The sequence below is a fragment of the Rhodococcus sp. KRD162 genome (assembly GCF_017168335.1).
Lineage (GTDB): Bacteria > Actinomycetota > Actinomycetes > Mycobacteriales > Mycobacteriaceae > Rhodococcoides.
In genome coordinates this window covers 119127-141965 of sequence record NZ_JABFAU010000011.1, presented here as the reverse complement: position 1 = coordinate 141965, position 22839 = coordinate 119127, and the positions used below count along the sequence as shown (strand labels likewise).

At 64.6% G+C, this 22839-nt stretch carries 25 protein-coding genes and 1 pseudogene; 8 read left to right on the top strand and 18 right to left on the bottom strand.

The window, feature by feature from the left end; all coding sequences use genetic code 11:
- The first annotated feature begins 69 nt into the window (after window positions 1-69).
- A complete protein-coding gene (gene glgA, locus J1M87_RS15185; protein ID WP_206490217.1) occupies window positions 70-1233 on the top strand; it encodes a glycogen synthase in 1164 nt (387 codons plus the stop codon).
- Here the strand turns inward: glgA and J1M87_RS15180 are convergent.
- From J1M87_RS15180 to J1M87_RS15125, 12 genes are all read right to left on the bottom strand, one after another.
- Complete coding sequence (locus J1M87_RS15180; protein WP_206490216.1) at window positions 1203-2066, bottom strand: methyltransferase domain-containing protein; 864 nt, start codon at window positions 2064-2066, stop codon at window positions 1203-1205. The two genes, glgA and J1M87_RS15180, sit on opposite strands and share 31 nt — an antisense overlap.
- Before the next feature lie 145 nt (window positions 2067-2211).
- On the bottom strand, window positions 2212-2379 hold the full coding sequence (locus J1M87_RS15175) for a DUF3117 domain-containing protein (RefSeq protein WP_008714277.1): 168 nt from the start codon (window positions 2377-2379) through the stop codon (window positions 2212-2214).
- 95 nt (window positions 2380-2474) lie between these two features.
- A complete protein-coding gene (locus tag J1M87_RS15170; protein ID WP_206490215.1) occupies window positions 2475-3083 on the bottom strand; it encodes a DNA-3-methyladenine glycosylase I in 609 nt (202 codons plus the stop codon).
- On the bottom strand, window positions 3080-3442 hold the full coding sequence (locus tag J1M87_RS15165; RefSeq protein ID WP_206490214.1) for a DivIVA domain-containing protein: 363 nt from the start codon (window positions 3440-3442) through the stop codon (window positions 3080-3082). Before J1M87_RS15165 ends, J1M87_RS15170 begins: the two co-directional genes overlap by 4 nt.
- 31 nt (window positions 3443-3473) lie before the next feature.
- Window positions 3474-4403, bottom strand: a complete 930-nt coding sequence (locus tag J1M87_RS15160) for a glucosyl-3-phosphoglycerate synthase (RefSeq protein WP_206490213.1) — start codon at window positions 4401-4403, stop codon at window positions 3474-3476.
- Window positions 4400-5260: a dihydropteroate synthase gene (gene folP, locus J1M87_RS15155; protein ID WP_206490212.1), complete on the bottom strand. Its 861-nt coding sequence runs from the start codon at window positions 5258-5260 to the stop codon at window positions 4400-4402. Before folP ends, J1M87_RS15160 begins: the two co-directional genes overlap by 4 nt.
- Window positions 5261-5281: 21 nt before the next feature.
- Window positions 5282-7057 carry a long-chain-acyl-CoA synthetase gene (locus J1M87_RS15150; protein ID WP_206490211.1) on the bottom strand — a complete coding sequence of 592 codons (1776 nt, stop codon included), beginning with the start codon at window positions 7055-7057 and terminating at the stop codon, window positions 5282-5284.
- 92 nt (window positions 7058-7149) lie between these two features.
- Window positions 7150-7722 (bottom strand): TIGR00730 family Rossman fold protein, encoded by a 573-nt coding sequence (locus J1M87_RS15145; protein WP_206490210.1) that lies wholly within the window; start codon window positions 7720-7722, stop codon window positions 7150-7152.
- Window positions 7719-8471 (bottom strand): TIGR00730 family Rossman fold protein, encoded by a 753-nt coding sequence (locus tag J1M87_RS15140; RefSeq protein ID WP_206490209.1) that lies wholly within the window; start codon window positions 8469-8471, stop codon window positions 7719-7721. Before J1M87_RS15140 ends, J1M87_RS15145 begins: the two co-directional genes overlap by 4 nt.
- Window positions 8472-8481: 10 nt before the next feature.
- The gene (gene dapE / locus J1M87_RS15135) at window positions 8482-9567 is read right to left on the bottom strand and encodes a succinyl-diaminopimelate desuccinylase (RefSeq protein WP_206490208.1); all 1086 of its coding nucleotides are present in this window, start codon (window positions 9565-9567) and stop codon (window positions 8482-8484) included.
- Window positions 9564-9734 (bottom strand): hypothetical protein, encoded by a 171-nt coding sequence (locus J1M87_RS15130; RefSeq protein WP_206490207.1) that lies wholly within the window; start codon window positions 9732-9734, stop codon window positions 9564-9566. Before J1M87_RS15130 ends, dapE begins: the two co-directional genes overlap by 4 nt.
- 35 nt (window positions 9735-9769) lie before the next feature.
- Window positions 9770-9913: a hypothetical protein gene (locus J1M87_RS15125; protein WP_206490206.1), complete on the bottom strand. Its 144-nt coding sequence runs from the start codon at window positions 9911-9913 to the stop codon at window positions 9770-9772.
- Between the two features lie 182 nt (window positions 9914-10095).
- On the opposite strand from J1M87_RS15125, the gene dapD reads away from it, so the two are divergent.
- On the top strand, window positions 10096-11001 hold the full coding sequence (gene dapD / locus J1M87_RS15120; RefSeq protein ID WP_307830820.1) for a 2,3,4,5-tetrahydropyridine-2,6-dicarboxylate N-succinyltransferase: 906 nt from the start codon (window positions 10096-10098) through the stop codon (window positions 10999-11001).
- Here the strand turns inward: dapD and J1M87_RS15115 are convergent.
- Window positions 10907-11551: pseudogene (locus J1M87_RS15115) on the bottom strand (FAD-binding protein); the annotation flags it as partial. The gene dapD and the pseudogene J1M87_RS15115 overlap by 95 nt on opposite strands.
- A gap of 102 nt (window positions 11552-11653) precedes the next feature.
- On the opposite strand from J1M87_RS15115, the gene J1M87_RS29300 reads away from it, so the two are divergent.
- The 3 genes from J1M87_RS29300 (at window position 11654) to J1M87_RS15100 (ending at window position 14287) form a co-directional block, all read left to right on the top strand.
- A complete protein-coding gene (locus tag J1M87_RS29300; protein ID WP_206490205.1) occupies window positions 11654-12880 on the top strand; it encodes a helix-turn-helix domain-containing protein in 1227 nt (408 codons plus the stop codon).
- Between the two features lie 160 nt (window positions 12881-13040).
- The gene (locus J1M87_RS15105) at window positions 13041-13793 is read left to right on the top strand and encodes a S9 family peptidase (protein ID WP_206490204.1); all 753 of its coding nucleotides are present in this window, start codon (window positions 13041-13043) and stop codon (window positions 13791-13793) included.
- Window positions 13794-13921: 128 nt separating this feature from the next.
- On the top strand, window positions 13922-14287 hold the full coding sequence (locus tag J1M87_RS15100; protein WP_206490203.1) for a DUF1330 domain-containing protein: 366 nt from the start codon (window positions 13922-13924) through the stop codon (window positions 14285-14287).
- Between the two features lie 73 nt (window positions 14288-14360).
- On the opposite strand, the gene J1M87_RS15095 is transcribed toward J1M87_RS15100, so the two are convergent.
- Window positions 14361-15185: a dienelactone hydrolase family protein gene (locus J1M87_RS15095; protein WP_206490202.1), complete on the bottom strand. Its 825-nt coding sequence runs from the start codon at window positions 15183-15185 to the stop codon at window positions 14361-14363.
- Window positions 15186-15335: 150 nt separating this feature from the next.
- Between J1M87_RS15095 and J1M87_RS15090 the strand changes: the two genes are divergently transcribed.
- Window positions 15336-16193, top strand: a complete 858-nt coding sequence (locus tag J1M87_RS15090; RefSeq protein ID WP_206490201.1) for an SGNH/GDSL hydrolase family protein — start codon at window positions 15336-15338, stop codon at window positions 16191-16193.
- A 31-nt stretch (window positions 16194-16224) separates the two neighbouring features.
- On the opposite strand, the gene J1M87_RS15085 is transcribed toward J1M87_RS15090, so the two are convergent.
- Window positions 16225-17013, bottom strand: coding sequence for a MerR family transcriptional regulator (locus J1M87_RS15085; RefSeq protein ID WP_206490200.1), 789 nt, complete (start codon window positions 17011-17013; stop codon window positions 16225-16227).
- A gap of 76 nt (window positions 17014-17089) precedes the next feature.
- Here J1M87_RS15085 and J1M87_RS15080 point away from each other — a divergent pair, with 76 nt between their 5' ends.
- Window positions 17090-17707 (top strand): TetR/AcrR family transcriptional regulator, encoded by a 618-nt coding sequence (locus tag J1M87_RS15080; protein ID WP_206490199.1) that lies wholly within the window; start codon window positions 17090-17092, stop codon window positions 17705-17707.
- A gap of 255 nt (window positions 17708-17962) precedes the next feature.
- A complete protein-coding gene (locus J1M87_RS15075; RefSeq protein WP_206490198.1) occupies window positions 17963-18988 on the top strand; it encodes a phosphotransferase family protein in 1026 nt (341 codons plus the stop codon).
- Window positions 18989-19002: 14 nt separating this feature from the next.
- Here the strand turns inward: J1M87_RS15075 and J1M87_RS15070 are convergent, their stop codons facing one another.
- From J1M87_RS15070 to J1M87_RS15060, 3 genes are all read right to left on the bottom strand, one after another.
- Window positions 19003-19968: an arabinofuranosidase gene (locus J1M87_RS15070; protein WP_241256962.1), complete on the bottom strand. Its 966-nt coding sequence runs from the start codon at window positions 19966-19968 to the stop codon at window positions 19003-19005.
- Window positions 19969-20260: 292 nt separating this feature from the next.
- The gene (fdhA, locus tag J1M87_RS15065) at window positions 20261-21478 is read right to left on the bottom strand and encodes a formaldehyde dehydrogenase, glutathione-independent (RefSeq protein WP_206490197.1); all 1218 of its coding nucleotides are present in this window, start codon (window positions 21476-21478) and stop codon (window positions 20261-20263) included.
- Between the two features lie 418 nt (window positions 21479-21896).
- Window positions 21897-22835 carry a TAXI family TRAP transporter solute-binding subunit gene (locus J1M87_RS15060; protein ID WP_206490196.1) on the bottom strand — a complete coding sequence of 313 codons (939 nt, stop codon included), beginning with the start codon at window positions 22833-22835 and terminating at the stop codon, window positions 21897-21899.
- Between the last annotated feature and the right edge of the window lie 4 nt (window positions 22836-22839).

The window sequence follows — 22839 nt, the reverse complement described above, 5'->3', positions numbered from 1 at the left end:
ACCTATCCGCACCGAGAGAACCGTGCGAGCAGTACACGCACAACTGCTGGGGAATGTAGGTTCGTTCACGTGCGCGTAGCAATGATGACCAAGGAATATCCCCCGGAGATCTACGGTGGCGCAGGAGTGCATGTCACCGAGTTGTCCGCGCAGCTGAAGTTGCTGTGCGACGTGGACATCCACTGCATGGGTGCCCCCCGCGACACCGCGCAGGTTCACGATCCGGATCCGGCGCTCGCCGGAGCCAACGCTGCGTTGACCACGTTGTCCGCGGAGCTGCGGATGGCGAATGCGGCGGCCGGCGCGGACGTGGTGCATTCACATACCTGGTACACCGGCCTTGCAGGCCACCTCGCGGCGCAGTTGCACGATGTGCCCCACATCCTGACGGCACACTCGCTCGAACCACGCCGGCCGTGGAAGGCCGAGCAACTCGGCGGCGGCTACCGAATCTCGTCGTGGTCCGAGCGCAACGCGGTGGAGTACGCCGACGCCGTCATCGCCGTCAGCGAGGGCATGGCCAAAGATGTGCTCGACGCCTATCCTCGCCTCGATCCGAGCCGGGTTCATGTGGTGCGCAACGGAATCGACACCGAGCGTTGGTTCGCCGACCACGGCACCTCGACACTGGAAGAGATCGGTGTCGATCCGAGCAAGCCGATCGTCGCTTTCGTCGGACGCATCACCCGACAGAAGGGCGTCGGGCATCTGATCGCGGCCGCCCATCGCTTCGATCCGTCCATCCAACTCGTGTTGTGTGCAGGCGCGCCCGACACCCCGGAGATCGCCGCGGAAACCGAGCGCGCCGTGGCCCAGCTCGCCGAGCAGCGCGAGGGCGTGTTCTGGGTCAAGGACATGCTTCCGACCGACAAGATCCGCGAAATCCTCACTGCAGCAGCAGTCTTCGTGTGCCCATCGGTCTACGAGCCACTCGGCATCGTCAACCTCGAAGCGATGGCCTGCGAAACTGCCGTCGTCGCCTCCGATGTCGGTGGCATCCCGGAGGTCGTCGACGACGGCCGCACCGGACGCCTGGTGCACTACAACTCCTACGAACCCGAGGCCTTCGAGCGCAACCTGGCCGACACCGTCAACGAGGTCGTCCTGGACCCCGCCCGCGCAACCGCGATGGGCAAGGCAGGCCGCGAGCGAGCCGTCGCCGAGTTCTCGTGGGCATCGATCGCGAAGCAGACCCTCGCCGTCTACAACGACGCCTCGGCGCGTCGACGATAGGTCGACACCGTCACCGACACCGTGACCTCGACACGGTCCGGCAACTGCGCAAGCGCAGCGGATCGTGTCTCGGGGTTGCCGTGGCGCGCCGACGGACCCATTCCGATCAGCGACTCGACGTCGTTGTGCGAGAGCGCCATCGAATACTCCAGCGCAGACTCCGCAACCGGATCGAACAGGCCGGACAGGGACTCACCGAGCCTGCGGGTCTTGTCTTCCTCGACGCCGATCAGGCCCAACGGGCCGCGCAGTTCGCGCTGATGCCGCGATGTGGGGGTCACTACCACCAGCACCCCGTCGGCGATGAGCACTCGGTTCAGCTCGTCTGCGTTACGCGGAGCGAACACGCACGTCACCGCTGACAGACTGCCCGACCGCACCGGTAGCCCACTCCAGATGTCCGCGACCACCGAGCCCAGACGAGGATGTGAGCGGGCGGCGCGGCGCGCAGCGAACTTCGAGACATCGACGCCCAATCCCCTGGCGTCCGGGCGGGCGTCGAGTACGGCAGCGAGGTAGTGCCCGGTGCCTACCCCGACATCGACCACCGCCTGACCGTCCAGCGGGACTGCAGCAGAGACCGCGGCGGCGATCGGATCGAAATGCCCCTGACCCAAGAACGCATCACGCGCGGTGATCATCTCGGCCGAGTCACCGGTGAACTTTCCGCCGTCACCGGTCAACAAACTGACGTATCCCTGCCGAGCCACGTCGAACGAATGTCCACGGTCGCACCACAGCGTCCGATCGGTGTCGCCGACGCCGAGCCCGGATTCGACTCCGCGTGCCCGGCATTGCGGACACAGCAACAGTTCGACGACGTCCGTCAGCATCGAACACCTCTTTCACAGCGGGTCGGCTCGGCACTTGAGAAGATCGGGCCACAACACTCGTCGTCACAACACTCGTCGTCACAACACAAAGCCCCGCTTGCCGGAGCGGCGAGCGGGGCAGAGCGATGATCGATCGATGTGGATATCAGCCGGTGACGCCCTTCAGTTCGTCACCGAGTGCCGCGGCCTCGTCGGGGGTCAATTCGACGACCAACCGGCCGCCCCCCTCGAGCGGGACACGCATGACGATTCCTCGTCCCTCTTTGGTTGCTTCGAGGGGACCGTCCCCGGTCCGGGGCTTCATCGCCGCCATCCTCTGCTCCCTCCAGATCTGCGCCCACCTGCTCGGCGCCTAGGCCTAAAAGATAAATTCGTCGCGGGGCGACGGGTGTTGAGTGCCATTCTTCCCTATCTCGGTCCATACCGAGAAACGGAGTCTGTATTCGTGACCTGCACCCAACACCCCGACAAGTGATCGTCGACCATTCCAGTCGCCTGCATCAAGGCATAAGCGGTTGTCGGACCGACGAATCTCAGCCCCCGACGCTTGAGTTCCTTGGCCAGAGCCGTCGACTCGACGGTCGATGCCGGTACCTCGGAGATCTCCGTCAGGCGTGCGGGCCGGGGTTCGGGCGCGAACGACCAGAGCAGGGTGTCGAGGTCGGTGTCCTCGAAGTCGAGAATGGCCCGAGCATTGCTCACCGCAGCGTCGATCTTGAGCCGATTGCGCACGATCGACGCATCGTTCATCAATCGTTCGACATCGCCCTCGCCGAATCGGGCCACCCGTTCCGGATCGAAACCGGAGAACGCACTGCGGAAGCTCTCGCGCTTGCGCAGAATCGTGATCCACGCCAGCCCCGACTGGAACGCTTCGAGGCACAGCCGCTCGTACAGCTCGTTCCGCCCGTGAAGGGGCTGGCCCCATTCGGTGTCGTGGTACTGCCGGTACAGCTCGTTGTCGGTGGCACCCCACGGACACCGATGCCGCCCATCCGGTCCGGCGACCGCGCTCACTGCTCGTCCGGCTCGGCCGTCACCGAATGCCGCCCGTCCGAGGTAGTCCCCAGCTGACTCCCCGACTGAGCCCCCGACTGCTGCAACGCGGACAACCGCGACCGCAGCACGTCGATTTCGCCACCGAGCCGTTCGAGCGCCCAGTCCACCTCGCTGGGCTTGTAGCCCCGCAGGGTCTGCTGGAACTTCAACGAGCGCACGTCGGCTCCGGTGACGGCCTCCGCAGGCAGCACCGTCGCGGTTGTGCCCTCGGGCAGTGGACCCAGTTCCTCACCGCGACCGAACACAGTCGACGCCACGAAGAACAGTGCGGCAGCGACGACGGCAATGACCACGACGTAGATCAGCAGCGTCAACATGCCACGATCTTGTCACGCTGGCCCGACACGACTATTTCAACGAGTTCATCGCCGGTCGGTCCAGCAACGACACCTCGGTCGAGAACGGCGCGAACGAATCACCGTCGACCCGAAACTGCATCAGACCGGCACCGGAATCGACCATGCCGCATCGATTCAGCATCGTTCCGACGATCTGCCTGCTCATCGCCCCGAGCTCGACCAGTGGGCGATTGCGATGCTTGCGCACCCCCAGATTGACCTGGCCGATCGCCTGCAACCCGAGCCTGTCGTACGTATCGAGCAACAGCCCGATCTCCACTCCGTAACCGGGCGCGAACGGCACCGCGGACAGCAGCTCGCGGGTGCCTGCATATTCTCCGCCGAGCGGCTGGATCACTCCGGTCAGCTCAGGTCGCAGTGCAGCGAGCAGAGGCCGCGCCACGAGCTCGGTGACACGTCCGCCACCGTTGGCGTCCTCGGTTCCACTCACTCGCAGTGGACGGCGGTAGTACCCCTTGACCAGGTGAATCCCGTCGCCCATCAGCAGTGGGCCGAGCAATTTCGGCACGAACGCCGGATCGGGGTTGATCAGATCGGAGTCGACGAACGCAATGAGATCACCGGTCGACGCGGCGATTGCACGCCACAGCACCTCGCCCTTGCCCGGAACCGGGTCCAGCCCGGGGACTGCGTCTTCTCGGCTGATCACACGCGCACCCGCGGCCGTCGCGCGGACGGCCGTTTCGTCGGTCGAACCGGAGTCCAACACGATCAGCTCGTCGACCAGGCCACCGAGCAGTGGATGGATGGTGTCGATGACCGCGGCGACCGTCTGTTCCTCGTTCAGCGCCGGGAGTACCACCGATACCGTTCGCCCCGCCTTGGCGGCTTCCAGCTCGGCGACGGTCCAGTCCGGTTCGTCCCAGCTGTTCGTCTCGGACCACGCCATGGTCACGTCCGTTCGATCTGCAAGGGTCATGCCAGACCCCTGACGGTCCGCGCCGGGGCTCGGAGTCCCTGGATCGCTGCCACCATGTCGACGACTCTTCTGGTCGACGCAACTTCGTGTACCCGGAACATTCGGGCTCCGCCTGCTGCGGCCAATGCTGTCGCTGCCAATGTTCCCTCCAACCGGTCGGCGAGCTCTACCCCTAGAGTCTCGCCCACAAAGTCCTTGTTGCTCAGCGCCATGAGCACAGGCCACCCGGTGTTTACAAGATCGTCTACCCGCCGCAACAACTCGAGCCCGTGAAAGGTGTTTTTGCCGAAATCGTGCGTCGGATCGATGAGAATCGAATCCTTCTTCACCCCCTCCGCGACTGCGTTGTCGGCGGCTGCGGTGACCTCCGCGATCACGTCCGCGACGAGATCGGTGTACCGAACCCGGAACGGACGCGTCCGCGGGACCGCGCCACCCGTGTGCGAGCAGACGATGCCGACTCCCTCGGCCGCGGCGACGCGCACCAGCTCCGGGTCCGCCCCGGCCCAGGTGTCGTTGATGAGGTCAGCGCCGACCCCGCAGGCCAACCTGGCCACCTCGCTACGCCAGGTATCGACACTGATCAACAGCTCGGGATAGACGTCCCGGATCGCTTCGACGAAGGGAACTACGCGGCGGATTTCCTCGTCGGCATCGACGACATCACCTGGGCCTGCCTTCACCCCGCCGATGTCGACCATGTCGGCACCCTCCGCGACCGCCCTGTGCACCGACGCCATGGCAGCATCGTCGGTGAAATTCGCGCCCCCGTCGTAGAACGAATCGGGAGTGCGATTGACGATTGCCATCACCAAAGCGCGATCGTCGGCAACCGGTTTGCCGCAGAGAGTGCTCATGAAACCAATACTGGCACGCAGCTATCCCTTGGGTGCCTTGCCTGCCGCCACCTCGTCGACGTAGCCGTCGTACGCCTTCTCGTAGCCACCGGACTTGCCGCGGAGCACGTACAGGTCGCTGGCACTGTCGTCCTCGTAGCCGAGTTTGCGCAAGGCGACCTTCTGGCTCTTGAACGTCGACGTCTGTTCGAGGCTGTCGACGACTCGCACGAACAGGGGCACCGCATAGGTCGGGAGCTTGTCGTAGAGATGCTCGGCCACCGCCTTGCCGTCGAAGGTCTCGCCCTCGCGCAGCGTGATCGCAGCCATGCCGGCCTTGCCGTCGGTTCCGTCGATATCGACGCCGTACACGACGGCACCATCGACCGACGAATGCCCGCCGAGGGCACCCTCGACCTGGGTGGTGGCGACGTTCTCACCCTTCCAGCGGAAGGTGTCTCCGAGACGATCGACGAACGCGACGTGCATCCAGCCCTGCTTGCGGACCAGGTCGCCGGTGTCGAACCAGGCGTCACCGTCCTTGAAGCCGTCGCGCACCATCTTCTTCTCGGTGGCCTTGTCATCGGAGTAGCCGTCGAACGGTGCCCGGTCGGTGATCTTGGACAGCAGCAGCCCGACTTCCCCGTTGCCGACCTTGCGGAGCTTGCCGTCCTGTCCACGCTTGGCCTTGCCCGACTCCTCGTCGAACTCCACCACCGCGTACGGAAGCGGGCAGATGCCTGCGGTCTTCTTCATGTTCAGAGCGTTGATGAAGGCGATATTGCATTCGCTGGCGCCGTAGAACTCCGCGACGCGAGAGATGCCGAATCGCTCGGTGAACTCCTCCCAGATCTCCGGGCGAAGTCCGTTGCCGACGATCAGCTTGACCGAGTTGTCGCGGTCGGAACTCTTCTTCGGCTGCGTCAGCAGGTAGCGGCACAGTTCGCCGATGTAGGTGAAGGCGGTGGCCTCGTTGACTCGGATGTCGTCCCAGAAATTGCTCACCGAGAACTGCTTGCCGATGGCCATGGTCGCGCCACCCGCGAGCACCGAGGACAACGTCACCGTCAACGCGTTGTTGTGATAGAGCGGAAGGCAGCAGTAGATGACGTCGGAACCGCGCAGCCGGACACCCATGTTGCCCAGGCCGGACATCGACTTGAGCCAGCGGAAATGACTCATCAGGCTGGCCTTGGGCATACCCGTGGTGCCCGAGGTGAAGATGTAGAACGCCTTCTCCTTGGCCTGGATCTGTGCGGTGACCGACGGGTTGGACGTGGACGCCTTCGCGGCAAGCTCGGCCAGCTTCTCCATCGGCAACACCGCACCGACCTTCGGTTCCCCGTCGAGAGAATCGAGAGCTTCCTGCGCGTTCTCGTCGAGAATCAGGACCTTGGCGTCGAGAATCCCGAGGCTGTGCTCGAGCACGTCACCGCGCTGGTTGTAGTTCAACATGCCCGCAGTGGCACCGAGCTTGACGGCCGCGAGAGCGGCGAACAATGCCTCGGGGCGGTTCTTGCTCAACACGCCGACCACGTCACCGCGCTCGACCCCGTGGTCGGCGAACACTGCCGCGTACTGGTTGACCAGCTCGTTCGCGTCCTTGTACGAGGTCGACACACCCTCGAACCGCACGAACGGGTGGCTACTGTGCTTGGCGGCAGCCTCTTGGAAGATCAAGCCGATCGAAACCTTGTGATCGGGCTTTCGGGTGAATCCCGCCAGGCCCTTGAGCAGACTCGGTACCTCCGTCACCATTTTCGGCAACGCGACCGCGAGGTCGGTCACTCCGATTTTCTGACGGGCATCGACAGCCATGAACTCCCCTTCGAAGACTTTGTGAGATTCCTTACCCTACTTGAGAGTAACAACTTTGAGGAGCTCCCCGGCGGGCCGAGGTTGGTGACCTGTCACAGCTTTGCGCATGCATCCAAGGCCGCACGTGTCGACGGCGTTCTGACCAGAGCATCCAGGGCTCGCTGTTGTACGAACCCCGTCGCACGCAGACCGTCGATCCACTGCATCATCCCGTCGAAATGCCCGAACGGATCGAGCATCACCATGGGCTTGCTGTGCATGCCCAGATAGCCCGCGGTCCACGTCTCGAACAACTCCTCGAGCGTCCCGATCCCGCCGGGCAAGGTGATGAATGCGTCGGCGCGGTCTTCCATGATCTTCTTGCGCTCGCGCATGGTGTCGGTGACGATCAGTTCGTCGGCATCGACATCGGCGACCTCGCGGTGCACGAGAGCCTTCGGGATGACGCCGACGGTGTTGCCGCCCGCAGCCCGCGTCGCAGCCGCCACGGCACCCATCATCGAAACGTTGCCCCCGCCGGACACCAACTGCCAGCCCCGTCGACCGATCTCGGTTCCAACCTCCGCCGCAAGATCGATGAACGACGAATCGACGGGCCCCGATGCGCAGTAGACGCAGATGCTGAGCCCACCGACCGCTGTGTCGTTCGCCCGCTGCTCGTTCACTGCTGCGCCTCGAGGACGATTCGGACGGCCTCGTCGACGCTGTCGGTGCAATGGATGAGGTCGAGGTCCTTCTCGGACACCTTGCCTTCTTTCACCAGAGTGGATTCGATCCAGCCGATCAGACCCGACCAGAAATCTTTGCCCAACAACACGATCGGGAACTTGGTCACCTTGGCCGTCTGCACCAGAGTCAATGCCTCGAACAGCTCGTCCAGGGTGCCGAAGCCACCGGGCAGGCAGACGAAAGCCTGGGAGTACTTGACGAACATGGTCTTGCGGACGAAAAAGTATCGAAAGTTGATACCCAGATCCACCCAGTCGTTGAGCCCTTGCTCGAACGGCAGCTCGATCCCCAGTCCGATCGAGTATCCGTCGGCCTCGCTGGCACCGCGGTTGGCCCCTTCCATCACGCCGGGGCCGCCGCCGGTGATGACGGCGAACCCCTCCTGGGCGAGGGCTGCGCCGAGCCGGCGGGCGCGCTCGTATTCCGGATGGTCGACGGGGGTGCGCGCAGAACCGAACACCGTCACGGCCTTCGGAACCTCGGCCAACGCCCCGAATCCTTCGACGAATTCGCTCTGGATGCGCAGCACTCGCCAGGTATCGGAATGAATCCAGTTTCCTGGCCCACGCTCGTCGAGAAGGCGTTGATCCGAGGTCGAGGTCTCGGTGTTTCGGCCCCGCCGCAGTACGACGGACCCTTTGTGTTTGGCCGGCTTCTCGCTGCCGTGTCCCGCGTCGTTGTTCATGGCGTCGAGGTTATCCGGCGGAGAGGTAGCTCCGGAGAACCTGTGTGACGTGCGTGATCTGCTCGACGGGAACGCGTTCGTCGCGCTTGTGGGCGAGGTTGGGGTCACCGGGCCCGTAGTTGACGGCCGGTATCCCGAGCGCCGAGAAGCGTGAAACGTCGGTCCAGCCGTACTTGGCTCGGAACTGTCCACCTGCCGCCTCGATGAGGGCAGCCGCCGCGGGCCGGTTCAGGCCGGGCAGCGCGCCCGGTGAGGAGTCGGTGACCTCGAACCCCAGATCGAGTCCCTCGACCACTTCACGAACATGGTCGACGGCCTGCTCGACGGAGCGATCCGGTGCGAATCGAAAATTGACGTCGAGTTCCGCGGCATCGGGAACGACGTTGCCCGCCACCCCGCCTGCGATCCGAACCGCTTGTAGACCTTCGCGATACACGCAGCCATCGATATCGATGGTGCGTGCTCGATAGGCCGCGAGCCGGTTGAGCACTGCACCGAATTTGTGAATCGCGTTGTCGCCCAGCCAGGAACGAGCACTGTGGGCCCGCGTTCCCGACGCCGTCAGCCGAACTCTCAGCGTCCCTTGACAACCGGCCTCGATGAAGCCGCCGGACGGCTCGCCCAGGATTGCGACGTCGGCCTCGAGCCACTCGGGCAGTTCTCGTTCGATTCGGCCGAGTCCGTTGCGTGCGGCGGCAATCTCCTCGCAGTCGTAGAACACCAGGGTGAGATCATGCGCGGGGTTGTCGATCGTGGCCGCGAGATGCAGAAACACTGCGTCTCCCGACTTCATGTCGACGGTTCCGCACCCGTGCAGGATGTCCCCCTCGGCGCTGTCGTGCTCCCGCCGCGACGGCACATTGTCGGCGATGGGGACGGTGTCGAGGTGACCGGCGAGCATCACCCGCGAGCCCAGGCCGCGGTTGGTTCTCGCCAGCACGGCGTTCCCGCTCCGAATGATCTCGAAGCCTGTGGTCTGCGTGCGAAGCGCGTGCTCTACGTCGTCGGCGATGCGCGATTCGTCCTCGCTGACGCTGGGGATGTCCACCAGCGCTGCGGTGAGGTCGATCGGGTCTGCCTGCAAATCGAGAGTCACGGCGACAACCTTAGGCCGTAGGCCAGAAGAATCTTGCGGACCACGCCGTCGAAGCCTTCGCCGAACAATCCTTCGCTCGAAAAGCGCTGGCCGGAGCGCCCGTAGCCGACCACCCTCGTCAGCAGGTCGACCAGAACGCACCTCGCGCCCGGAGCATCGGTTCTCACGACGGAACCACCGGCCCTGTCAGCCGATGGCGTATCTACCAGGCCCCGGTGACGACCAAACCGAGTGCCATTCCGAGGACGATCGTGGTGGCCATCGTCGTCACCAGTCCGGTGAACGAGACGCCGCCGGCCATTGCTGCAGCGGCTCCACGGCTGCGCGAGCCGGTGCGGGTGGTCATTGCAGGAACTCTGTCAGCTGCCGTGGCCTCTACCCGTACGCCCGCATCCCGATGCGATCACACTCGGCTGTCGAATCGGTAACGAACCGGCGCAGCGTCGGAAAAACGAGTCCAGGAACAATCGGCGTGCCCGGGACGACGGGCGAACCCGATCTTTGGACCCACCGCGTATTCTTCGTGCCGTGAGCGCACAGGGAGCATCAGCAGTAGGTATTGCCAACATCACGACTTCAGGTGTCGTTCTCGACACGTGGTTTCCGAGCCCGGAGCTCGGGTCGGGGTTCGACACCGGCACCACTCGGCTCGAGGGATCCGACATCCCCGAGGAGCTGGCCGCTCTGGTCGGGCCGGACGAGGCACGCGGGGTCGAGGTCGTCGCGGTCCGCACGACGATCGCTTCGGTCGAGGATGCACCGGTCGACGCCCACGACGTCTACCTTCGCCTGCACTTGCTCTCGCACCGTCTGGTCCAGCCCCACGGGGTCAACCTCGACGGGCAGTTCGGCTTCCTTGCCAACGTCGTATGGACCAATTTCGGCCCTGCCGCGGTCGACGGCTTCGAGACGGTGCGCGCGAAGCTGCGTGCCCGCGGTCACGTGACCGTGTACAGCGTCGACAAGTTCCCTCGCCTGGTGGATTACGTCGTTCCCACCGGGGTTCGGATTGCCGACGCCGACCGCGTACGTCTCGGCGCACACCTGGCCAGCGGAACGACAGTGATGCACGAGGGCTTCGTGAACTTCAACGCCGGAACGCTCGGCAATTCGATGGTCGAGGGCCGCATATCGGCGGGCGTGGTGGTGGGCGACGGTTCCGATGTGGGCGGCGGGGCTTCGATCATGGGCACCCTCTCGGGCGGCGGAAAGAACGTGATCTCTGTCGGTAAGAGCTGCTTGCTCGGAGCCAACTCGGGGCTCGGCATCTCGCTCGGTGATGATTGCGTCGTCGAGGCGGGTCTGTACATCACTGCGGGCACGAAGGTCGTCGGGCCGGCTCCCCCACCTCGACACGCGTACTACCGGCCCCGCGCTCGGCAGCGCTGGGCTCGAGAATCGCTCCGCGCACACCCTCCACCACACCTGCGCTGACAATGAACTCGTCGACGCGATGACGAAAACCGAAGCGCACCAAACCTTTGTCGGCCGCCTCGCGGACACGTCGCTCGAACGGTGCAACGACACCAGGCCCAGTACCCCAGGTCAGGTGAAAGCGCGGAACCGAATTCCCATGGCCCTCGGCCAGATATCCGCCGCGTTCGGCCCAACCGACGATGGGAACCCACCGCACCCCCTGTGCATGCAGCCAGGACCGCTTCTCCCCTGCTGCGAAGTCGAGATACGCCCTCGCCCATCGGTGGCCCCAGTAGTCCTCGCCTGCGGGGTCGTCGATACCGCGATCGAATGCTGCGGTGCCGAGCCAGTCCTGCCACGCCAGATCGGCGGAATCCTTGATACCCATCCGTCGCTGCTCCGGGGTGTCGACCATGAACAACCCGCCCAACGACCAGAACGCCTGGCCGCCCAGATTCTGCTCCGGCTCCTGATCGAGGAGAAGCACTCGCTTGCCCGCGTCGGCCAACTCGGCTGTCGCCACCAAACCGGCCAACCCGGCACCCACCACGATCACATCTGCGTCCATTGCCCCACTCTTCTGCTCGAGGTGCTCTCTGACTCGACTGTCCAGTCGTCATCGACGGAACTCAAGGAATTTGACTCGAATGACGATACGGTTTGTCAGTAGGTGACAACTCCAGAAGGGAGCTCGATGTACTCGGCCCGGGCGTCCATCGTCGCGACCATCGAATCGGAACTCGGCGGCGTAGTGGCCTCGGCGGTGGACGCGATTCGGGACGCGATCCCGGTCTACCGCACCCTGCGCGGCGCACAGTTGGCCGATGTCGAGGCGATCGCATATTGGTCGTTTCGGCGACTGATGACGCTGTGGGCGGGAGGGGATCGAACGATCGACGAACGAGATCACAGCAGGTTCCGCGCCATCGGAGCGGCCCGCGCCGCCGACGGTCGACCGTTGGCCGATGTGCTCAGGGCGTACCGAGTCGCCTCGAGCGTGTTCGTGCGGTACGTGAACACCGAGTATCTCGACCTCCTGGAACCGCAGGACATAACCGAGCTCAGCCTCGGCGTGCTCGATGCCATCGACGCCATCTCCGAGGAGATCATCGACGCGTATGTCCTTGCGCGCGAGCAGCTCACCTCCAATCGCGGCCAGTCGCATGCCGCGTTGCTCGACGACTTGCTTGCGGCCAGACACAACTCGCCGGGCGCATTGGCCGATCGCACCCGCGAACTCGATCTGGAGCTGCCCGGTCATCCCATGCTGCTCGTGGTGCAGTCGACGGATCCGAGCCGGCGTTTGGCCGACGATACCGTCGAATCACTCGTTCTCGCAATGGGACTGGTTCCGCCCGATCGCACCACGTCACCGGCTCAGCGGACTCATCTGTGCACGCGGCGCGAGCATCGTGCGATCGCACTGTTACCCGGATCGATCGCCCGCGCCGATGTCGAGCTCGTGTGCGGCGAGATGCTGCTGCGCGGATGCGTTGTCGAGGGCTCACCCCTCGCGGGCATCAGCCGGGCGTGGCGTCTGGCATCGGAGGCGTTGGACTCGGCACCGGAACATGCCTTCGACAACCGGGCACTGCTCGATCACGGGGACGCCCAGTTGTTGGCGCTGCTCACCGCTCGCCCCACCGCGGACACGAGCGAGGTGGTGCGCACCGTCCTCGGGCCGCTCACGGAGCCGGCACACGAGCACATTCTGCAGGGCTTGTCGGCCTTCATTGCCACCGGCACGGCAACGGCTGCCGCCCGCAGACTGCACGTCCACCCTCAGACACTGCGGTACCGACTGCGACGGGCCAGGGAGCTCACCGGCCGCGACCCCCGATCGGCGTGGCATCGGCTGGCGCTCGACACCGCCATTGCGCTGCGGCAGCTGGGCTGAGCGAGCCCGCCGAGCCAGGTGCCCTCGGTGTCCACAACGGGACACCGACGACGGCATACCGTGCATCGACGGCAATTGTGGACAATGCCGTCGGTCGTTGCTCGTGCACACCTGCAGCCTTGTTCCCCGAGCTGGAGTGATCGACCCTAAGATGACCGGTATGCCCGAACAGGTGACCTTCCCCAGCGCTAGCGGACCCGCCCTGGCAGGCGTGGTCGATGCCCCCGAAGGGGAGGTACGGGGTTGGGGCGTCTTCGCTCACGGCTTCACACTCGGCAAGGATTGCCCGGCGGCGAATCGGATGTGCAAGCAGCTCGCTGCCGACGGCATCGGAATGCTTCGCTTCGACAATCTCGGCCTGGGTCAGTCCGAGGGCGATTGGGGTGACGGCTCGTTCTCGCACAAGGTGCACGACACCGTCAAGGCCGTCGAGTTCATGAACGGGACGGGTCGCCAGGTCAAGTTGCTCGTCGGCCATTCCTTCGGCGGCTCGGCGGCCATCGCCGCGGCGCACGATTGCCCGACGGTCGACGCGGTGGCCATCGTCGCCGCCCCGTTCCAACCCGCGCACGTCGAGCACAACTACGACGCACTCATCCGCCGCATCGAAGAGGAGGGGGAAGCGCCGTTCAACGTGGGCGGCAAGGCGCTGACCCTCAAACGACAGTTCGTCGACGACGTTCGCAGAGCAGACCTGCGCGAGCGCATCACCACCCTGCGCAGACCATTACTCGTCATGCACTCCCCCACCGACAACACGGTAGGGATCGACAACGCCAGCGACATCTTCCAGGCCGCCCGCCACCCCCGGAGCTTCGTGTCGCTCGAGGGGGCCAATCACCTTCTCACCGGGAAGAATCAAGCAGCTCGTGCCGGTCGGATCATCAGCGCCTGGGCCGATCCGTATCTCTGACCCTTCTCTCGCGCTGGGCGCGTGTCGCCGACGAACAGTCGCTTACTGCGGTGGGCGGGGCTCGGCGAGGGCGAAAAGGTAGGTCGCTTTCGGCTTCACCGGATCGAGCGCTCACGCATACTCGACCAATGGCTATCGATCCTCGTGGAAGAGACCTCAAGCGCTACCTCGAAGAAGACCCGGGCGGGCCCGTGGTGATGCTCAACCTGCTTCGTTTCGCCGAGGGCGGTCGGAAGTCCTACGCGGAGTACGCGAAGGCACTCGACGAGACGTTTCTCCCCCGCTACGGGGCGAAGGTGCTGTACGCGGGCGACGGTTCGACGGCACTGGTTGCCGAGGACGGGCAGGCCTGGGATGCAGTGCTGTTGGTGCAGTACCCATCGCGTAAGGCATTCAGCGAGATGGTGGCCGATCCCGAGTATCAGACGGTGACGGCACTACGGACCGCCGCACTGAAGGAAGCGGTTCTTCAGGCCACTGTTCCGTGGTCGTGATTCCGGCCTCCGCGGCCGTGTTCCTGATGCTCGTCGCATCCGAGATCGTGCCTCTACACCACCGGCGGCGTACTCAGTCCGTCTCGAGCAACCGGCTGCGGAACAGCTCGAGTACCTGATCCAGGGCCTGCCGCGTCGGTTGTCCCGGCTCGTCGATCAGTCCTTCCGTGACGACCGAGTGCGGTGTACCGAGCGCGTCCGGGTTGAACGCAGAATCCGGTAATTCCACCGAGACGAAGGCGTCGCCGAGTTGTTCACGGAGGAACTCGAACCGCGCTGGAGGGCACATCCAATCACCTTGGAATCGCAATCCCAGAACCTTCAACTCTCCTGCGGCACATCGATTCTTCACGATGTCGAGGTCGGCTGCACTGATGTCGATGGAACGAGCGCGCGATGCCGATACCGCAAACGGCAGTGACGGCTGCGAAAGCACAGGTGCAAGCAAACGATCATCGGCAGCCATCGCGAGCGCGAACCCGCCCGTGAAGCACATTCCGATGGCACCGACACCTGGCCCGCCGCAGCGCTCGTGCTCGTATGCGGCGAGCGCACGGAGCCAGACTACGATTCGCGAGGACTTACCGGTCGCCAGGATGGTGAACTCTCGACTGATGCACGCGGGAACCATCGCTCGGGAGAAGGTGGCCGCGGTGCCGAGCAACCCCAGGGACGCAGCCGACGGGTCCTTCCCATCGACGCCGAACAGATGCGGCACGATCGCGGTGCAGCCGATTCCGGCGACCGTCCGGGCGAAATCCGCCACTTTCGGTGTGATGCCCGGCATTTCGGACATCACGACCACTGCCGGTCCGGTGCCGATGCGGTAGACGGGGGCACTGCGTCCGTCTGCGGTGAACTCGGTTCGCTCGAAGTCTGCCAATGTGTCGTCGGTCATCGAAGTACGTCCTTGCGCGAGAGAATCGACTGCGCCGGGACGACGCGTGTGCTCAAAGCTAGATCATCGAATCGGGTTTCGACCTGGGTCTCGACCACGCCGCAGCGGTACGATCTCGACCAGCATCCGGCCATCAGGGGGAGTTCTGCAGTGCGCAGTAGGACGAAGCAGTTCTGGCTCGGCGTCGTTGCGGTTGTCGCCCTCGCGCTGGCGAGCCCTCCTACCGCCGCCGCATCGCCGATCGAGTACGTCAATCTGGGCGACAGCTTCAGCGCAGGAAACGGGGTGCTCCCGCTCGCGCCGGGCGCTGATCTTCGGTGTCTGCAATCGGAGCAGAATTTCGCGCATGTCGTGGCCCGACACCAGGGTTACGGTCTGACCGACGTCAGCTGCGGCGGCGCGGCGACCGAGGACTTCTATGCCCCGCAGTTCGAGGGAATCAGGCCGCAATTGGACGCGTTGTCGCCCTCCACCGACGTGGTGACCGTGATGATCGGCGGCAATGACAACAGCGTGTTCTCGGGTGCGATCGTGGCATGCGTCAGAGCCGTGTTGACCGGTGCCGGCACCGTCGATCCGTGCCGGCAGCAGAACGGAAGCAGCTTCGAAGACACGATCATCGGAAGTACGCTGCCGTCCGTTCGGCAAGCATTGCGGGACATTCACACGCGCGCGCCCGACGCGACGGTGCTCATCATCGGCTATCCGTGGCTCATCCCGGCCGCGAGCACATGCGAGCCGGCGGTTCCTGTTGCGCTCGGCGATGTCCCGTATCTGCGCACTCTGCAGCGCACTCTGAACGACGCCGTTCGCCGAGCCGCCGCCGATACCGACACCACCTTCGTGGACATGTCCGCGGTATCGGAGGGACACGACGCCTGCCAACCCGTCGGCGTGCGCTGGGTGGAACCACTACTGTTCGCCGACCAATTCGTACCGATGCACCCCAATGCCCTCGGCGAAGCGGCCATCGCAGCGGCGGTGATCGAGGCACTGGAATCGCCGTGATTCGCCGAACCCCTTCGGCTCCGAGGAAGTACTACGCCGATTCGGCGATCGGTGTCTGGAATGACCACAGATGTCCTTCGGGGTCACGGACGCTGTATTCACGGACGCCGTAAGGCATGTCGGTGGGCTCGTAATCGATAGCCGCCCCTGTAGCGGCCACCCGGTGATGGTGGGCGTCGACGTCGTCGACCGTGATCGCCAGCGATGCGGTGACCGTGCCGGTGGTCAGCGGCGAGACCATTCGATGTTCGACGGCTTCGCGGTGCAACCACAACACACCGTCACCTGCGTAGACCTCTCCGTGGACGGCCTTGTCGCCGTCGTACTCGATCGGCCCGGGGGCCAAGCCCAGAACGTCGACGAGGTAGGAATGTGCCGCCGCGATATCTCGGTAGACCAGCAAGGTCGTACGCCTGGTCATCGACGGCTCGTCGGTCGACAGGCCCGAGAGCAGGTCCAGCAGAGCGTCGTCGTTCGGACGAGCGCCCTGCAGAAGCCGGTCCTCGACGGCTCGAACGCGTTCTCGTTGCCGGGCCAGCTCCGCCATTCGATCGTCCAACTCGGCCAGATGCCGTCGCGTCAGATGCTGCAGATCGACCGACTCCGGGTCCACATCGGCTACCGGAGTTCCCAATTCGCGCAGCAAACGAATGCGGTAGAGGCGATCGAGATCGCCCCCGTCGTACCGACGCCTGCCGCCTCCGTCTCGGCCGGGAGCGAGTAGACCCAGTTCTTCGTAGTACCGCAAGGTGCGTTCTGTGACTCCGGTGCGTCGGGCGACGTCGCCGATGCCCCAGGTGGTGGGATCACTGGTGTTCATGTCGGCAACGGTAGAACTTCACGCCACGTCAGGAGCAAACTCTCGGTCCGAGTTCGCCGCCATCTACGGTAGGCCGATGACGATGAACCGGAACTGGCGAACATACGAGGGCCCGAGCCTGTCGCCTGCTTTGGCGTCAGCGCTGACCATGTTCGTCGAGCAGGGTTACCACGGCACGTCGGTTCGGCAGATCGCCGCAGGTGCCGGTCTGTCGGTTCCTGGCCTCTATCATCACTTTCCGTCGAAGCAGGCCCTTCTGGTCGGCATCATGGACGCGTCGATGGACGAGTTGCTGGAGCGGTCTCGTGCCGCGGAGGCACAGGCGGGGTCCTCGCCCCTCGACCGTTTCGACGCGGTCGTCGAATCTCTGCTGCTGTTTCACATCCACCGGCGCGATGCCGCTTTCGTGTGCTCGACGGAAATTCGTAGCCTCGACCCGGCCAACCGCGACGCGTACATCGCCAAGCGCGACGACGAACAACGACTGCTCGACGCGATCGTCGCCGACGGCGTGCAATCAGGTCTGTTCGAGAGCGCACGCCCGAGGGATTCCAGCAGAGCTGTCACCACGATGTGCGTGGGCGTTGCCGGCTGGTATCGCCCCGACGGTCCGCTGACGCCGAGCGAACTGGTCGCTGTGTATCTCGATCTCGCCCGGCGAACGGTCGGTGCGGTGGCCGGGGAAGGTCCGTAGCGAACCCGCGAAATCCTTGACTCGGGCCGAGAGGTTGTGTCAATCTACGACGACCGAGCGAGTGTTCGGTCGGTAGACAGGGAGTGCGGCGTGGCCATCGATCCGACGTTCGATCCCGGCATCGAGAATCTGATCGAGAGGAGCCGTTGACGTGCGACCGTTCCGCGTCGACGACGGCCCGTCCGAGGTGCACCGCTGGGCCATCGCCATACGGACCATCGGCGCGGCGAAGCGCGCAACGCGGGAGGCACGGTCATGAGTGAGTTGCCGGGCATGAATCGCGATGCACTCGAGCAGTTCTTGCGTGAGAACGGCATCGAGATCGCCGGCTCGTTGGCAGTCGAGATGATCAGCGGTGGTCGATCCAACCTCACCTACAAGGCGTACGACGACAACTCGGCGTGGGTTGTTCGTCGACCGCCCACCAGTGGGCTCACCCCGTCGGCACACGACATGGCCCGCGAGTGGGCCGTCACTCGGGCTCTCGCGTCCACCGACGTTCCGGTTGCTCCAACCGTTGCGTTCGATCGAGACGGTTCGGTCCTCGGCGCACCGATGACCGTCGTCGATTTCGTGCCCGGCCGAGTAATTCGCGCGCGAGGGGACCTGTCCGATCTCACGGACGCGCAGATCGACGCCAATGCAACAGAATTGGTTCGCGTCCTCGCCAGGCTGCATGCCGTCGACCCCGCCGAGGTCGGTCTGGAGAGCTTCGGCCGACCCGACGGATTCGTCTCCCGCCAGGTCGCAACGTGGGCTCGGCAGTGGCAGAGCGTCAAGACTCGCGACCTACCCGATGTCGACCGACTCCACCGCGCGCTCGAGGCCGCAATTCCGGTTCACTCGGCATCGTCGATCGTGCACGGGGACTTTCGCGTGGACAACACCATTGTCGATGCCGACGACGTCGGTTCCGTTGCCGCCGTGGTCGACTGGGAGATGTCCACTCTCGGCGACCCCCTCACCGATGTCGCATTGATGTGCATCTATCGCCAACCGGTCTTCGACGCGGTACTGGGCGCGGATGCGGCGTGGACGAGCGACCGGTACCCGTCCGCGGCCGATCTCGCGCAGCTGTATTCGGTCGAATCGGGTCGTGAACTGACGAACTGGGGCTTCTACCTGGCCCTGGCGAACTTCAAGCTCGGGGTGATCGGTGAGGGGATAACCCACCGTGCGTTGTCCGGTTCCGATACCGGAGCCGGTGCCCGTCATGCCGCCGATGCCACGGGCGAGTTCATCGCGGCCGGAATCAGAGCGCTGTCGGGTACTACCTCCTGAGGTCGCGGCCCGCGTCAGGCCGGTTCTCTCATGACACCGACGTGGCGCACTGTTCCCGACAGTCCCGGAACCTCCATCGGGTCGGACCAGGTGCTCATTCCGTCCGAACTGTCGGAGTAGAAGTACTTCCGGTTGGTGTAGTCGTCGTAGTACAGCCGCCAGGTGCCGTCCGGCAGCTCGATGACGGCAGGGCCCTCTTTCAACGGGCCGAAGCTGCGCAACGGTACCCGCGTGTAGGGCCCGATCAACGACGGCGCGGTCCAGTGCTCGATCACCTTGTGGGTCTCGTTCTTCGTGAACGCGTGGTACGTCGATCCGGTCTTCACCACCTGCGTGTCGATGTGGTCGGCATTGATCCCGACGAACGGAACCGGGAAACTCCACAGCCTCAGGCCAGGATCGAGCGCGGTCATCAGATACGGCACGAATCCGCCACCGGTCGACAACGAGACGATGATGCTGACCCGGTCGCCCTCGACGAACCATTCCGGTGCCCACGCCTTGGTGGTGAACGGCGACAGCGACGGGCCGTCCGAGAATCCGGCCGAGCCGCTGAAACCGGGTGGGCTCACCGGTCCTGTTCCTGCACCGGTACCGGGCAGGAACGCGCAGCAGAACGGAACCGGAAAATTCTGCAGGAACGTCCAGTTGACGCGATCACTGCTTCGAGCGAAGCCGATGCTCGTCTTGCCCGTCGTGTAGGTCACGTAGTACATGCCATCGGTGTGTCGGAAGATGCTCGAGTCACGCACCACCCCGAACGGCGGCTGGTACGCCGAAGTCTGCAACTCAGCGAAGTCCGTACCGTCACTGGATTGGTAGACGTCCATGCTGCGATCGCTGACGTTACTGAACGCCACCATCGTGTAGCGCCACGCGGACGGTGCGGCCGAACCTGTCCCCGATGCCGCGAACAGCAGGCTCGCGACGGTGAGAACCACCATCGGCACGGCGAACACGAACTTTCGAACCATCGGCATCGTCGCAGTATGTACAGACCTGTACGGACCCCGGTGGCACCATGCGCAGCTTTGGCAACAGCCATGACGGACCGCTACGGATGCTGTTACGGATGCGAAAAATGCCCCGTTGTCGACGTGCACCGGCGCGTCTCGTGATCGGTGCCGCCGAGAGTATTCAGCGCGCCTCCGGTCCTGCGCTCCACCCGCCCCGATCCGACCGCCCGGTTGCTACCGGGCGGTCGGGTCGTTCGCGTGCCCAGGCTTCGAGGCACCGATCTCGGAACCGAAGCCTCGGTCGACCGAGCAGTGGTCAGCTCGCGATCATGCCATGCGGATCGATGACGAACTTCTGAGCAACTCCGCTGTCGAATTCGCGGTAGCCGCGAGGCGCGTCGTCGAGTGAGATCACGGTTGCATTCACTGCTTTGGCGATCGAAACGCGTTCTGTGAGAATTGCATTCATCAGTTCTCGGTGGTAGCTCATCACCGGGCACTGACCGGTGGCGAACGAGAGCGACTTGGCCCAACCGGTACCGAGACTCAGCGACAATGCGCCGCGCTGAGCCGCCTCGTCGACACCGCCGGGATCTCCTGTGACATAGAGACCCGGGATACCGATTCCGCCGCCCGCAGTCGTGATGTCCATCAGCGAGTTGAGCACTGTGGCCGGCGCCTCGTGCGACGAGTCTCCGCCGTGTCCACGGGCTTCGAATCCCACCGCATCCACCGCGGCATCGACCTCCGGCACGCCGAGAAGCTGCTCGATCTGAACCTGTGGTGCGCCCTTGCTCACGTCGACGGTCTCGCAACCGAAGGTTCGAGCCTGAGCCAACCTGTCGGCGTTCATGTCACCGACTATCACCACCGACGCCCCCAGTAGTTGCGCGCCGACCGCCGCGGCGAGGCCCACCGGGCCCGCACCCGCGATGTACACCGTCGACCCCGGCTTGACTCCGGCAGTGACTGCTCCATGGAAACCCGTGGGGAAGATGTCCGACAGCATGGTCAGGTCCAGGATCTTCGCCATCGCTTGGTCACGATCCGGGAACTTCAGCAGGTTGAAGTCCGCGTAGGGAGCCATGACGTACTCGGCCTGGCCGCCCACCCAGCCACCCATGTCGACATAGCCGAAAGCCGAGCCCGGTCGATCGGGATTGACGTTGAGACAGATACCGGTCTTGCGTTCCTTGCAGTTTCGGCACCGACCACAGGCAATGTTGAACGGTACCGAGCAGATGTCTCCGACCTTCAGGAACTCGACGTCTCGTCCCACCTCGACGATCTCACCGGTGATCTCGTGGCCGAGGACCAAGCCTTCGGGGGCAGTGGTTCGCCCTCGGACCATGTGCTGGTCGCTGCCACAGATGTTGGTCGAGACAACTTTCAGGATCACTCCGTGCTCGCATTTGCGGCCGACGTTCGCCGGATTGACTCCTGGGCCGTCGGTCAGTTCCAAGCCGGGATAGGCGATGTCCTGAACCTCCACCTTGCCCGGTCCGGCGTACGTGACTGCGCGATTGTCTGCCATTGTTTCTCCTCGTCGTTGAGTGAGCGTTGTGACCAGCGAGCCGAGATCATCGTTGCTGTCGCATCTTTCGTGAAACCTCCACATCATGCGAGCAACCTTGTGTTCGGCGTCACAATCCAGTATGCATGCTTGCGCATGGCCGCATCACCTCGGACCTACCAGTGGACAGGAGAGATGCAAGGAACCGAGACCGACGACGGCCAGGACGCCTGGTCACCGCTTCACACCCCGACGAACTCGATTTCGATCCGGTTCAGCGCCGGGTGAGAAGTGCGAACATCGCGTGCACTTCCGCCGCCGACGGAGTCGGCAGATTGCCTCGTGCATGAACGAATCCGATGCCCGAGCTCGTGGCGTTGAACTGACCTCGTGAACCGAACGGCGCGGCCGACCGGTCGATCGGCATCACCGAGCCCGCTCACCCGTGCCGTCGGCGATATTCCTCCACGGCTCCTGGATGAAGGGGAATTTCGCCCGTCATGATCAACGAGCGTGCGTCGAGAAATTGACTGCCGATCGCCTGACCGGGGACCAGGGCAGATGATCGGTCGAGCAGCACGCTCACCAAAGCGGCCACTGCCCAGTTCGGTACGTCGGGATGAGCCAACAACAGATTGGGGATTCCGACGGTCGTCACCCCCGGGTGCCTGCCGTATACATCGGCCGGAACCGGCACCGCCTCGTAGGCGGTACCGAAGGCGCGGCGTAGGTTCGGAACGAGCGCTCCCAGATCGAGCAGGCGGATCTCGGTACGCAGGTCGGTGAAGGCCGGGGTCGGCAACCCGCCCGCCCACATCACCGCGTCGATCTCGTTGTCGGACAGCGCGATTGCTGCCTCACTCATCAGCAGGCGAATTTCACGTATGGAATCCGGGCCCGAGACACCGGCGGCGTCGAGGATCCGGCGCGAGACCTCCGTTGCGCCGGATCCGGGTGCGCCGGTACTCACCCGTCGTCCCCGCAGATCGCTCGCGGTCGTGATGGGCGAGTCCGCCCGGACTGCGACCTGGAAGTAGTTCTCGTAGACGGTGCCGACCGCAGCCAGATCCGGACTCGGGTAGCTGTATGCGGCATCGATCAGGGTCATTGCCAGTTCGGCACGGCCGGAGACCAACGCCTCGAGGTTGTCGACAGACCCGGATGTCGTGAACGGTACGACCTCGGCCTCCGGGAGACCCGCGGCCGCGGCGGACAGCAGGCCGGAGAACTCCCAGAAGAATCCGCCCACCTCACCCGCGGCCAGACGCAACTGTGTCGGCGGCTCCGATGTGCACGCGCCGAGCGCGGCAGCGGCGAAGGAGACAAGACCCGCCCGCAGCGCCGTCCTCCGAGACAACGGCGCTGCGGGCGAGAACATGTCC